At 40.2% G+C, this 13914-nt stretch carries 11 protein-coding genes and 1 riboswitch; all 11 genes read left to right on the top strand.

Annotated features, from left to right (window positions below; genetic code table 11):
* Positions 1 to 132: 132 nt before the first annotated feature.
* The 11 genes from SRRS_RS19055 to SRRS_RS19005 all read left to right on the top strand — a co-directional run bounded on the left by SRRS_RS19055 (position 133) and on the right by SRRS_RS19005 (position 13630).
* On the top strand, positions 133 to 1086 hold the full coding sequence (locus tag SRRS_RS19055) for an acyl-CoA dehydratase activase (RefSeq protein WP_371362748.1): 954 nt from the start codon (positions 133 to 135) through the stop codon (positions 1084 to 1086).
* Between the two features lie 108 nt (positions 1087 to 1194).
* Positions 1195 to 1404, top strand: coding sequence for a DUF1657 domain-containing protein (locus SRRS_RS19050; RefSeq protein ID WP_371362747.1), 210 nt, complete (start codon positions 1195 to 1197; stop codon positions 1402 to 1404).
* Positions 1405 to 1468: 64 nt separating this feature from the next.
* Positions 1469 to 2383 carry an acyl-CoA dehydratase activase-related protein gene (locus SRRS_RS19045; RefSeq protein WP_371362745.1) on the top strand — a complete coding sequence of 305 codons (915 nt, stop codon included), beginning with the start codon at positions 1469 to 1471 and terminating at the stop codon, positions 2381 to 2383.
* Complete coding sequence (locus SRRS_RS19040; RefSeq protein ID WP_371362744.1) at positions 2380 to 3459, top strand: hypothetical protein; 1080 nt, start codon at positions 2380 to 2382, stop codon at positions 3457 to 3459. The genes SRRS_RS19045 and SRRS_RS19040 overlap by 4 nt, the downstream gene beginning before the upstream one ends.
* Before the next feature lie 109 nt (positions 3460 to 3568).
* A riboswitch (M-box (ykoK) riboswitch) is annotated at positions 3569 to 3741 on the top strand.
* 155 nt (positions 3742 to 3896) lie between these two features.
* Complete coding sequence (locus SRRS_RS19035) at positions 3897 to 5639, top strand: ABC transporter permease (protein WP_371362742.1); 1743 nt, start codon at positions 3897 to 3899, stop codon at positions 5637 to 5639.
* Between the two features lie 13 nt (positions 5640 to 5652).
* Positions 5653 to 6930: a nitrate/sulfonate/bicarbonate ABC transporter ATP-binding protein gene (locus tag SRRS_RS19030; protein ID WP_371362741.1), complete on the top strand. Its 1278-nt coding sequence runs from the start codon at positions 5653 to 5655 to the stop codon at positions 6928 to 6930.
* A gap of 415 nt (positions 6931 to 7345) precedes the next feature.
* Entirely contained in the window at positions 7346 to 8518 is a 1173-nt protein-coding gene (locus SRRS_RS19025) for an NADP-dependent malic enzyme (RefSeq protein WP_371362740.1), read from the top strand.
* 62 nt (positions 8519 to 8580) lie between these two features.
* The gene (locus SRRS_RS19020) at positions 8581 to 9552 is read left to right on the top strand and encodes a 2-keto-3-deoxygluconate permease (RefSeq protein WP_371362739.1); all 972 of its coding nucleotides are present in this window, start codon (positions 8581 to 8583) and stop codon (positions 9550 to 9552) included.
* 42 nt (positions 9553 to 9594) lie between these two features.
* Complete coding sequence (locus SRRS_RS19015) at positions 9595 to 11355, top strand: ATP-binding protein (RefSeq protein ID WP_371362738.1); 1761 nt, start codon at positions 9595 to 9597, stop codon at positions 11353 to 11355.
* Entirely contained in the window at positions 11333 to 12025 is a 693-nt protein-coding gene (locus SRRS_RS19010) for a response regulator (RefSeq protein WP_371362736.1), read from the top strand. Before SRRS_RS19015 ends, SRRS_RS19010 begins: the two co-directional genes overlap by 23 nt.
* 306 nt (positions 12026 to 12331) lie before the next feature.
* Positions 12332 to 13630: an IS30 family transposase gene (locus tag SRRS_RS19005; protein WP_371362158.1), complete on the top strand. Its 1299-nt coding sequence runs from the start codon at positions 12332 to 12334 to the stop codon at positions 13628 to 13630.
* Positions 13631 to 13914 lie beyond the last annotated feature (284 nt).

Below are 13914 nucleotides of genomic sequence, written 5' to 3'. Positions count from 1 at the left end.
AAACTTGCTGAAAGAGCAGCAATTGTCTTGTTTGGTAACATTTCTTTATTGATACTAAATAAGCCTCATTCGGGGAAAGATGAGAGAGAGTTTGTTTCTACAAGTAAAATTTAAAAGTGGAGGGGGTTTCGTATGCAAGTTTATTTAGGAATAGATGTAGGTTCCGTGAGTACAAATATTGCCGTTGTAGATGAGCAGGGAGCTGTGCTTGACACTTTATATATTCGGACACAAGGACGGCCGGTCGAGGCTGTTCAGAAGGGACTCAGACAAATCCACCAAGGTAATCCGGCGATCGTTGTCAAAGGTGTTGGTACAACAGGTAGTGGGCGTCAACTGATTGGAGTAGTTGTTGGCGCCGATTGCATAAAAAATGAAATTACTGCTCACGCAGTAGCTGCTATGCATATCGAACCTGATGTACAGACCATACTCGAAATGGGCGGACAAGATTCAAAAATTATCCTGATTCGTAACGGCATTGTAACTGATTTTGCCATGAATACGGTATGTGCAGCCGGGACAGGTTCTTTTTTAGACCAACAGTCGGCCAGGCTTAGCATCCCTATCGATCAGTTCGGAGATATTGCCTTTCAGTCGCAATCACCAGTAAGAATAGCTGGTCGCTGTGCGGTATTTGCTGAATCAGATATGATCCATAAACAACAGACCGGGCATCCTATTGGCGATATATTAAACGGGCTGTGTCAGGCCTTAGTACGCAACTATCTTAGTAACGTCGGTAAAGGCAAGAAAATTCAAGGCCCTATATTATTTCAAGGAGGCGTAGCGGCAAATAAAGGAATGCAACGGGCCTTTGAAGAGGCGCTCGATACGGCAGTCATTGTTCCGCCGCATTTCGACGTTATGGGCGCCGTCGGTGCAGCCCTTTTGGTCCGAGAAAAAATGCGGGATGTTAAGCCAACAGTATTTCGCGGCTTTGAGGTAGCGGATTTTGAGTACCAGCCAAGAAGCTTTGAATGTACTGGCTGTGCTAACTTATGTGAAATTGTAGAGATGCAGATGAATAAAGAAGTCATTGGTAGGTGGGGTGACAAGTGCGGTAAGTGGTCTAACATCCAATGAAACAGGTTCATGTACTGTTCCCTTTTACTTCCATTTATAAAATATAGTAATTGACAGATAATAATATTGTTGATTCAAAGTATATGAATATTAAGGAGGCCTCCCAATATGACGGTTAAAAAAGACCTTGAAAAAGCTATTGCTGCTGCAGAATCTGCAAAAGGTTCTTATGCTTCCTTTGCAACGGCGACTGATGACAAAACGGCGCAGGAAATGTTTAAACAAATGTCGCAAGACATGGATCGCCATATCGCTCAAATAAATAGCCGTCTTAGTCAGAACGCGGAGAACCAGTTACAAAATCTGCAAAATCAATAGCAACGCCAAAAAGGAGGTAGAAATCTTACCTCCTTTTAAACTGAAGAATAATAAGGTGAGCGAGATGAATTTTCGTGTAGGAATGCCGCAGGCGTTATTACATCATGAATTTGGCCAGCTTTGGATGGGTTTTTTTAAAAGTATGAACGTTCCCGTTGTTGAATCAGGCGCAACAACCAAATCAATATTGGATCGCGGAACTGTTCTTTCCATTGATGAGTCCTGCTTACCACTGAAAGTATATTTAGGTCATGTTGATTCCCTACTGGATACCTGCAGTCACATCTTTGTGCCGCGCATCGTTCAGTATCATCCCAATTATTATCTTTGTGCTAAATTTGCCGGGCTGCCGGATATTGTACAGAACACTTTCCGTCTATCTCCGAGTCGAGTGATCAGTCCGAATATCGAGGAAGGCTCAACGGCCGCAGCCATGCAGGCTGTTCAGTCCATTTGTAAATCCCTCGGCTTATCCTCCCTGACAGGACAAAAAGCTTACTATCATGCCTTGGCTGAATGGAGGGACCGCCCACAGCAAACCAAGAGTCAATCTATGAAAGCGAAAGTTGCTGTCATCGGTCATAGCTACATCCTGGAAGACTTTTTCTTCAGTCAGGATATCATGAGTCCTTTCCTATCTGAGGGAGTAACGATTGTCACGCCAAAGAGTATACCCAATAAAAAAATGTATGAGGTGGCCAAAGAATTTCGGAATGATATCTATTGGCAGTTGTCGGCCAAGCTTGCTGGAGCAACCCGGTTCTTTTGTCGTCAAGACGATATTGTCGGAATCATTCTAGTGTCCAGTTTTGGCTGTGGTCCCGATTCAATGGTAAATGAATATCTGGAGCATCATGTTCTTCGGGCAAGTGACAAGCCCTATATGATTCTCAACATAGATGAACACACCGGTAAAGCCGGACTCCTTACCCGGGTGGAAGCATTTTGGGATATGGTCGAAAGGAGGCTTAACCCTTGAAAGTATCCTTTCCTCATATGGGATATCTTAATATTCCGGTTACTAACATGCTGACAAGTCTTGGTGTAGAGGTTGTGGAAACACCGCCGATTACAAAGAATACAATTGATCTTGGTTCTTTATATTCACCGGAGGGTGTTTGCCTACCTTACAAAATGACATTGGGAAATTTTTTAGAGTGTATGGATCGCGGCGCAGATACCTTCGTTAGTGTATGCGGTGCGGGAAAGTGCCGCTTAGGTTTCTACAATGCCATACAAAAGATTCAACTTTCAAAGCGAAAGAATATTCAATTCTATGCGATTGATACCAATAACCTATTTAGATCGTTATACCGGTTCTTGCGTAAAACGGTGCCCCATGCAGGTCATATGGATATTCTGAAACAGCTTGCTATGGCGGTTAAGTCATTGCAGGCTCTTGACACTATCAACGATGCAAAAAGCAGGTACGGGGCGAGGTCTCTTACACCGGATAACATCGTTGATATAGCTAACGCTTCTATGAAAAATTTTGGCAAATGCCGGACTTTCCACGATATTTACTCTACAAGAAATGATATTTTAGAGCTGCTGCAGCTCTTTCAAACAGATACAGGCCTTGAGCCGCCTAAGGTTGCCTTAGTTGGTGAGTTATATCTGCTTCTTGAGCCTTATGTAAATCATTACATTGAAGATGTGCTTGTGAAACAAGGCGTTGAAGTCAAAAAATTCGTGTATACCGGAGAGTGGGTTTATGCCAATACGCTGCTAAGCGGACTTGGATTGTACAGTGAAGAGAAGGCCTATCAAAAGCAGGCAAAACCATATCTCAATCATCATGTGGGGGGAGACGGCCTAAAGTCGGTTGGCACGGCGTTGTGGTGTGCACAAAATGGCTATGCTGGGGTTATACATATATATCCCTTTGGCTGCATGCCAGAGGTGGTAGCTCAATATGCACTTAAAAATATTGCATCTGACTTTAACTTGCCTTTGCTATCCCTGAGTATAGATGAACATTCTAGCGATGTTGGCATTCTTACCAGGGTAGAGGCATTTGTTGATTGCATCAAGCGAAGAAAGCTGGAATCCTGAGAAAAAAGGCAGCGATGGCTTTAATGTAAAAAATTCGTAAAGATTCTTGTTTTTGCTTTATTAGGGTTGTCATATGCTATTAGCAGTGGTAAGATAGCCATAGAAAACTTAATACCTCCGTTAGGTGAGGTTCCTGCATAAACACAGGCCACTGCCCGGAAACATCGAGAGATGCCAATGGGTAGAACAGGTATTATCGAAATAAGGTATTACTTAATGTGGCTGAGTTGGGTTGTTACTCTACGTTATGCAGTGCTAAAACTTAGACGAATGGAAGGGTAAGAGCAAGCTTTTTTTGTTTTGCATTTTTAGGACCTTCCGTGAGGAAGGTCTTTATTATTTGGAGGTGGTAAGAATGGATTCTGACAGTAGTATATCTAGGATTGTAGAAACATTTTATAATCGGGTGAATATCTTACCACAAGGAGGAATTTTCTATGGCATTCTTCTCAACCAACATACCCAAAAACCGCTTAAATTGGGTTGATTTATTTGTACTTATTTTTATCTTTACAATACTCTATTCCATTTTAAACTTGGGTGCAGGCATGAATGCACCATTTACACTGGAGAATCAAACAGAAATTGCGCTTGATCCGTCATTGCTTCCTTACTATGCAGGGCGTTCCCTGCTGCGAATGTTTATTGCGTTTGGAGCCTCATTATTATTCACCCTACTATACGGTTATATTGCTGCCAAAAGTCGGACTGCGGAGAAGGTACTAATTCCGTTACTTGATATGCTGCAGTCCATCCCTGTATTAGGTTTTTTGTCAGCCACTATTACTGCGTTTATTGCACTATTTCCTGGAAGTCTATTTGGTGTTGAGCTGGCTTCTATTTTAGCTATCTTTACCGGGCAGGCCTGGAATATGACCTTTAGCTTCTACAATTCGCTCATGACCATCCCGAAGGACTTACAAGAAGCTTCCGAGGTACTTCGTATGAACTGGTGGCAACGTTTTGTAAAACTGGAAGTACCTTTTTCCATGATTGGACTAGTTTGGAACAGTATGATGGCCTTCGGTGGCGGGTGGTTCTTCCTGGCCGCCAGTGAAGCAATTAGTGTATTGGGTCAGAATATCCGCTTACCGGGTGTTGGATCCTATCTGGCAGCCGCTATCGAAGCAGGCGATATGCAAGCAATTGCCTATTCGATCTTTACTATGATTTTAATGATCGTGCTAGTTGATCAACTGTTTTGGCGACCGCTTGTGGTTTGGAGTCAAAAGTTTAAGATGGAATTAACTGAGTCTGCTGATGCCCCAACGTCATTTGTTTACGATATACTCCGCCGTTCTAAGTTGTTAAGCGTACTGCAGAAACTAATACTTTCGCCTATTGCTAAAGGCACAAATTACTTTCTGGATCAAATTGCTTCAGTATCTGAACACACTGCCCAGGAGTTTCAAAGTATTCCGCGTCATCATATTATCAGTAAGTTATTAAAGCTATTGGCCTTATTACTATTCCTGCAATTAATGCGCGATCCGATATACAACGCATATATACTGGTTTCTTCTATGGATGGCGGTGAATTATTGGGCATAGTTCAACTCGGACTTTATACCCTTGGACGTGTTATGATAGCCGTTTTGCTAGGTGCGCTTTGGACTGTGCCTGTCGGTGTCTGGATTGGTTTAAACCCGAGAATGGCAAGGATGTTGCAGCCAGTTGTTCAAATTGCCGCCTCGTTTCCGGCTAATATGATGTTCCCTTTTATTACAATCTTGTTCCTGAAGTATCAGGTGAATTTTGAATGGGGCTCAATTTCCCTCATGATGCTTGGTACACAGTGGTATATCCTGTTTAACGTGATCGCCGGTGCGATGTCTATTCCCAATGATTTGCATGAGGCGGGAGCCATCTTTAAGCTTTCTGGCTGGCGGAAATGGAAGGCGCTGATTTTGCCAAGTATCTTTCCATTCCTTATTACCGGTATTATTACCGCTTCAGGTGGCGCTTGGAATGCCAGTATAGTTTCGGAACTGGTCAGCTGGCATGATACACAATTAGTTGCCACTGGTCTTGGTTCGTATATAAGTAATGTTACTGAGCAGGGCGACTGGGCGGGGATCATTTGGGGTATTACTGTTATGTGCTTATTCGTAGTTACTATTAATCGATTATTATGGCGACGTTTGTACAATATTGCTGAAACAAAATATCATTTGGATTAGGAGGGCTAAGTATATGAAAGCACTAATTGAAGTTAAAGGTATATATAAGAACTTTGATCTGAAAGGACATGAAAATACAACAGTACTGGAAGATATCAACTTCGAAGTAAAAGAAGGAGAATTTCTTGCAATCCTTGGCCCGTCTGGTTCAGGAAAATCAACTTTATTACGAATAATTGCCGGGCTTGTTCCCGCTTCCCAAGGCACAGTTACTTACCTTGGAAATTCTATTCAAGGGGTAAACCCTGGGGTTGCCATGGTATTTCAGTCCTTCGCTTTGTTTCCATGGCTGACTGTTCTGGAAAATGTAATGCTTGGCTTGGAAGTTAAGAAAATGGCAGAAGCAGAGAAACGGGACAAGGCCTTAAAAGTTATAGATATAATTGGTCTTGATGGATTTGAGAATGCCTATCCTAAAGAACTTTCGGGCGGCATGCGGCAAAGGGTTGGTATTGGCCGTGCTTTAGTCAGTGATCCAGATGTGCTTTTAATGGATGAGCCGTTTTCTGCTTTGGACGTTCTCACGGCTGAGAATTTACGCCGCGATCTTTTGGAGTTATGGTTGGACAGGAAAATTCCTACTAAGTCAATTATTCTTGTGACACATGGCATTGAGGAAGCCGTATATATGGCTGACCGCGCAGTTATTCTTTCCACCGGCCCGGCTAAAATCGTAGAAGATATTATTGTTGATATTCCCCGCTGGCGTGATAAAAAGGCTTCCGAGTTTACGGTCCTTGTAGACAGAATATATTCTTTAATGACGAGAAAAGAGTTAAGATCTCATGGACCTACTGTTTATTCAAGGAAGATAACTGCCCTTCCACATGTCTCGGCTGGCGCGCTAACTGGTTTTCTTGAATTATTAGAAGACCTCAATGAGAGAACCGACCTCTACAAGCTGGCTGATCGCTTTGTCATGGATATTGAAGATTTCTTCCCCATCGTCGAATTAGCATCGTTGTTAGGGTACGCCAGAGTAACAGAAGGAGATATTGAACTTACGCCTGAGGGGATTCAATTTGCGAAAGCCACGGTATTAGAGCGCAAGGAATTGTTTAAAGATCAATTGCTGAAAAATATTCCTTTTTTCACCCATATGATCAATATTCTGGAAACAAAATCTAATCGACATATGAATATAGAATTCTTTGAAGACCTGATTGCCCGTACGCTTGGTGAAGAGGAGGCCCAAACCCAGATTCAGTTAATCATTAGTTGGGGTCGCTATGCTGAGATAATTGGATATGATAAAGAAAAAAAACAAATATATCTTGAGAGTATAAATTAGCCAATTGCTTCCTCATTTTGTGAAGAAATAAATACACAAGTATTACCATTGGCATGAAAACACTGATTACAAGAAATACAGGCTTTCCTATGGATTAAATGATGATACAATAATAGCACCGGCTCGATTGTAAGGGAAGTACGCACTTTTTTGTGCGATAATACCCTTTCTCATACTTTGGAATGTTGGAGGAATTATTAAAACCCGCGAAAAATTTTTCGCGGGTTTTTTGCTGCTCATTTATGGTGCTGGTGGGGTTTTGAATTGAATAAAGCGTTTGTTTAATCTATAACAAAGTATTTTTTATGACCATAATATGTTTTTAAAGTCTAAATTATTCTAATAATTAAAGGTTGATGCTATTATTTCCTCATAGCAAACGGTTGAGGAAATAAAAAATAAGGAAGGTATTAAAATGAATTATTTTGAGGAAAGCTTAAAATTACATGAAAAGAATATCGGAAAAATAGAAATAAAATCAAAGGTGGAAATTACAACAAGAGAAGATTTAAGTTTGGCTTATACTCCCGGGGTTGCAGAGCCATGCAGAAAGATTCAAGAGAATGAAGAAAATGTTTATAAGTATACTTCAAAAGGAAATTTAGTCGCAATAGTTACAGATGGGACAGCAGTATTAGGGTTAGGTGATATAGGGCCTAAGGCAGGGTTACCAGTTATGGAAGGTAAAGCAATTTTATTTAAAGAGTTTGCAAATGTTGACGCATTTCCCATTTGCCTAGCAACAAAGAATGTTGATGAGATCGTGAAAACTGTAAAGCTCATAGCTCCTGGGTTTGGTGGAATTAATTTAGAAGATATTGGAGCTCCCAGATGCTTTGAAGTGGAAGAAAAATTAAAGAAGGAACTTGATATACCTGTATTTCACGACGACCAGCATGGAACGGCAATCGTTGTTCTTGCCGGGATAATAAATGCTTTAAAAGTGGTTAATAAAAACATAGAAGATATCAAGGCTGTTGTAAATGGTGCAGGAGCCGCAGGAACTGCTATAGCTAAACTATTACTTTCTTCCGGAGTAAAGAATCTAATTTTATGTGATAAGGTTGGTATTCTTTATAGAGGGATAGACAATGTAGATGATGCTAAGAAGGAAATTGCCAAGGTGACAAATCCAGATAACATTAAGGGAAATTTAGCGGATGCATTAGTCGGGGCAGATGTGTTTATCGGGGTTTCAGCGCCGGGAATAGTAAGTCAAGATATGGTAAGAAAAATGAATAAGGATTCTATCCTATTCGCTATGGCAAACCCAACTCCGGAAATAATGCCGGATGAGGCCAAAGCAGCAGGAGCAAGAGTAATCGGTACAGGACGTTCTGATTTCCCCAACCAGGTTAATAACGTGTTAGCTTTCCCGGGAATCTTTAGAGGGGCTCTAGATGTAAGGGCAAAGGAAATTAATGAAGAAATGAAAATAGCGGCCGCTTATGCTATCGCGTCTATGATAAAAGAGGAAGATTTAAATGAGGACAATGTAATTCCATATGCATTAGACAAAGCTGTTGCAGCCAATGTTGCGGAAGCAATAAAAAAAGCAGCAAGAGAAAGCGGAGTAGCAAGAGTATAAGCGATTTGTATTAGTGAACAAATAGTACGCAATTGGCATTAAAAAGATTGGAGGAATAAATAATGCAAATTCCCATTAAGAAAACAATTGATAAAATTCCAGGCGGCATGATGGTTGTTCCACTTTTTCTAGGAGTATTAGTTAATACATTTTTCCCGCAATTTCTAAAAATTGGTGGTTTTACAACGGCATTATTCGATGCAAAAGCATCATCAACGATCTTGGCTTGCTTTATGTTTTTAATCGGTTCACAAATTCATTTCAAATTGGCACCAAAGGCATTAAAAAAAGGTGCACTGTTAATTATAGGCAAATTTATCGTAGGTGCAGGCATTGGTATATTTGTAGGAAAAGTTTTTGGGCCGGCCGGAGTATTAGGTTTATCACCATTAGCGATTCTTGCGGCATTAACAAATTGTAATGGTGGATTGTATGCATCTCTGGCTTCGCAATATGGTGATGAGACTGATGTAGGTGCTTATGCTATATTGTCTTTAAAAGATGGTCCGTTTTTTACATTAGTTGCCTTAGGTGCGTCAGGGCTTGCTCAAGTTCCTTTTATGGCACTTGTAGCAGTTTTAATTCCCATAGTAATAGGAATGATTTTAGGAAATATTGATTCTGATATGAGAGCTTTTCTTGGAAGTAGTAAGCTATTATTAATTCCATTCTTTTCCTTTCCATTAGGCGCAGGAATGAATCTTGAAACTATTATAAAAGCCGGGGGCCCTGGAATATTATTGGGAGTAATCGCTGCTTTTACTGGAATAGGGGCTTATATACTTTTAAAATTATTTAAAGAAGAGCCGATAATTGGTTTAGGAACAGGGTCAACTGCGGGAAATGCTGTCGCGACGCCAATTGCTGTTGCTGAAGCAGATCCTACTTTAGCGGCCATCGCCACAATAGCTACTGCCCAAGTTGCGGCTGCCTGTGTAGTATCCGCTATCGTTTGTCCATTTATTGTTTCCTATGCATTTAAAATGCTTAGAAAGCATAAAATGAAAAATTTAAATAAAGAAGCTATTGCATAAGAAAATAACCGTATGCAACCTCGTAAGTAAGTGGTAATAAAATTGTTTTGCCAGTTAGATTGGACAGCTATTAAATTAAACACGGAAAAATGGAAGACACTAAGGAAAGAAGGTCTTCTATGCTTCCGTGTTTTTTATATAAAACTTACATTTGCAGATGGTAAGGCTGAGGTGATGAATGTGAAAAAAGCAATGAAGCTGCAAACAAAGCTTACCTTATTAGTGATCGCGGTAGTGTTTGTTTCTATATCGATAATCATTTCTTTTGTTGCCTCATGGATGACCGGAAATATTGAAAGCAAGGCTAGAACTAATATTATGAATGTAGCCGAGATGGTAGCTCATTCAAGAGAGATAATAAATGCGCTGGAGGCTAAGGATCCGAATCGAAAGATTGGACCTTATATTACTATGCAGCTTCAGAATTTAGAACAGGTTGAGTATATCATTGTCGCGGACATGGAAGGGATTAGATATTCTCATCCCAACCCTGAAATGATAGGGGAAAGGTTTGTGGGAGGGGATGAGTATAGAGTAGTTCAAAGCGGAGAAACATATATTTCTGAGGCTACGGGGACACTCGGAAAATCGCTGAGAGCGTTTACGCCAATATATGATTCGGAAAATAAGAGAGAGATAGGTTTTGTGTCTGTGGGGACACTTACCCACAGCGTTGAAACAGCTAAGCATACAGCCATCTTATCTATAATTTTAATTGGTCTTGGTGGGTTGACGGCCGGGGTAATAGGGTCATTTTTATTAGCCAATAACATAAAAAATACGTTGCTGGGACTTGAGCCTGAGGAAATAACAAAACTTTATAATGAAAAGATGGGAATTCTTGATGCTATTCATGAGGGGTTAATAGCTGTTGATCAGAGAGGTAGAATTACTCTTATTAATGATGCAGCTTTAAATATATTACCACCTGAGAATCGGATTAATAAGGAACAGCTTATAGGGAAGAACATAGAAGAGGTTATTCCCAGCACCCGTATGATTAATGTATTAGAAACAGGGAAGTCTGAATTTGAAAAAGAGCAGCGGATAAATAATACCATAATAATGACTAATAGAATTCCTATTATGAATAGAGGTAAGGTTGTAGGAGCTATTGCCAGCTTTAGAGATAAAACAGAGGTTATCAAAATGGCGGAAGAGCTCACAGGTGTTCAAAAAATGGCCTGGTCCTTAAGAGCGCAAAACCATGAATTTATGAATAAGCTTCATACTATTGCGGGGCTTATCCAGCTGGAGGAATATGAGGAAGCACTGCAGTTTATATCAGATGTAGCAAAAGTAAGGAGTAATATAAGCAATATTCTAACAGGAAATATTAAGGATCCTTCCTTATCCGCTTTATTACTGGCAAAGTATAATAAAGCGGAGGAGTGTAGAGTTACATTAAACATTGATGAAAACTCAAAACTTACAAAGTTACCCGAGTATATGACTTCTGAAGAAATTGTATCCGTTGTCGGAAATCTAATTGAAAACTCCCTGGATGAAGTTAAAAATGACGGGACTGGATTAATATATATAAAAATTATAGAAGACGGACACTTTTTAACTATAAAAATGAAAGATAATGGCGGTGGAATTCCAGTAGATCATAGAGAGACAATATATGAGCAAGGATTTTCAACCAAGGAAGGACAGCGCGGACATGGTATGTATATTGTAAAGAAAATCATAGATGAGTCTAACGGTAAAATAGAACTTGTTGTGGATGACGGCGTTTTTTGGAATATAACTATACCGATGACATGGAGTGACAAGCTTGATTCAAGTAATGATTGTTGAAGATGATCCGATGGTTAGAGAAATAAATTCTAAGTTCTTAAAAAGAGTAGAAGGATTTGCTTTGTATAAAGCAGTTTCGAATCTTGACGATGCAAAAAAATATGTATTAGCTAACAAACTCGATTTAATTTTGCTTGATGTGTACCTGCCTAAAGAAAATGGGCTTGATTTTCTGAAGTGGATAAGAGGACAAGAGATAAATATTGATATTATTTTAATTACAGCAGATAAATCGATAGAAAGAATACAGGAAGCGTTTCGATATGGAGTCGTAGATTACCTTATAAAACCTTTCAATTTTGAAAGATTTAAAGAGGCGCTTCTTCAATTTAAAGGTAGGTATGATAAATTTAAGGAAAATGATGTAATTGAACAACAGGACTTAGATAAGTTAATAGCTAGTCAAAATACCGGTGTTTCCCGGCAGGAAGATGATTTTGCAAAGGGGTTTAATAAGTATACCTATAAAGCTATATGGGATGAGATCGAGAAAAACAATGGTAAGGATTTTACGGCAGAAGAATTAGCAGAGAAACTAGGTATAGCGAGAGTGACCATTAGAAGATATCTTGAATATATGGAAAAAGAAAATAAAGTAGATAAATCGGTGGAATATGGTAAAGTGGGTAGACCACAATATAAATATCACAAATTCAATAAAATCTTTTGAAGAGCCGTCCCATGGATTCACTTTTCGTTTAGAGAGAGGAACTGCCGACGTGGTGCAGTTATTTTTATAATTTCTGCTTACTGTTGGCTTTCTTCATTAGTAAAGCTGTGAATTATTTAACCTAAATTGAAAATCGAAATGCAACCCTTACGATCTCTAAATAAAGTTCTTTTAACAGTAAAATTCAAAGAAGTAAGACGGTTGCGTCTTGTCTTACAAAAGATTGGCGGAGAGCCAGTCTTTTTGTTTACACGCCATTTCATCGCCATATATCCTGAATAGGTTGGCGGCGGAATGGGAGTAACTATGTCGAAGTTTTTTACATATGAAGAAAGACTAAGTCTTCAAAAATATCTAAAAGAAAGTCGGTCATTTAAAGAAATTGGCCGCAGACTAAAAAAGAACCCAACCACGATTTCTAGAGAGGTGCGAAAGTATCTATCTGAAGTTGCAACAGGTTATCCGGGATATCCTTACAATGCTTGCAAGAGCCGTTTCAACTGTCGGAGAAAAGGGATTTGCGGCAAGGCATGCATGAGACCATCAGCAGCTTATTGCAAGCTCTGTCAGAGATGTAATGACAACTGTCCGGAGTTCATCGAGGAAATCTGCACAGCAAGATGGAGAGTGCCGTATGTGTGCAATGGCTGCGAGCAAATTGAAAAATGCAGTTTGAAGAAAAGCTTCTATGATGCGGAGCATGCCCATGTCAAAGCCCATGAAAAAATATCGGAATCGCGCAGTGGTCTATGTGTCAGCGAAGAAGAAATTGCAAGGCTCAACGTGATCATCAGCCCTTTGGTGCAGCAGGGGCAGTCCATCCATCAGATTTATGTGTCGCATGACGATGAGCTGATGTGCAGCGAAAAGACCATCTACAACTACATTGACGCATGCCTTTTAGATGTACGCAATATTGATTTGCCCAGGAAAGTGAAGTTTCGTGAACGCTATAAAAAACCGGCCTTCAAAGTAGACAAGGGATGCAGAATCGGGAGGAACTATGAAGCGTTTGAGGAGTTCATGAAGAAATATCCAGATACAGCCATTGTTCAAATGGATACAGTCCTAGGTACGCAGGGAGGAAAGTGCTTGTTGACGATCCATTTTGTAGAGACAAGTCTGATGCTTGCATTTTTGAGAGAAGCGAATACATCGCAATCGGTGATTGATGTATACAATGATCTTGACCAAAAACTGGGCCGGGAACCATTTAGAAAGCTGTTCCCAGTCATTCTAACCGACAACGGCAGTGAGTTTTCCAACCCTAAGGCTATCGAATACGGATCCGAAAGTTACAACAAATTCCGCACACGAATTTATTATTGCGATGCCGGATGCCCTTACCAGAAAGGAGCGATAGAGGTCAATCATGGACTGATACGAAGAGTACTTCCCAAAGGGAGCAGCTTCAATCATCTGAAGCAGGAAGAAATCATCCGGATGATGGATCACATCAATTCCTATAAACGGAAAAAGCTGAACGATCGTAGTCCCTACGAAGCGTTCAGCTTTTATCACGGAGAAGAGGTTTTGCAGAAACTTGGATGCTCACCAGTTGCCGCCAAGGACATCTTGCTAAAACCTATCCTTCTCAAGAGATAAGACGATAAAAATGTGCCGCCAGCACCCATGACCATAACTGGAACAGGGGTGGATTCTCCGATTACAAAAAAATCGAGAGGGAATCGACCTCCATTTGGCATGCCCATTTTCACCATGATACTTCAGAAAAACGAAAAAATCAAACTGCATCTTGGTTACAAAAGTGGCTTTTCGTTTTCAAATCCTGCATTTCGGATACAAAAACTGCGTTTCGTTTACAAATATTCAGTTGTCAATTTACAAAATGGCGTCTCGGCTTACAAAGTGGCATCTCACTTTTCAAT

Origin of the sequence: Sporomusa rhizae (genome assembly GCF_041428845.1) — a bacterium.
GTDB lineage: Bacteria > Bacillota > Negativicutes > Sporomusales > Sporomusaceae > Sporomusa > Sporomusa rhizae.
This window is presented reverse-complemented; position numbering and strand designations above follow the sequence as displayed.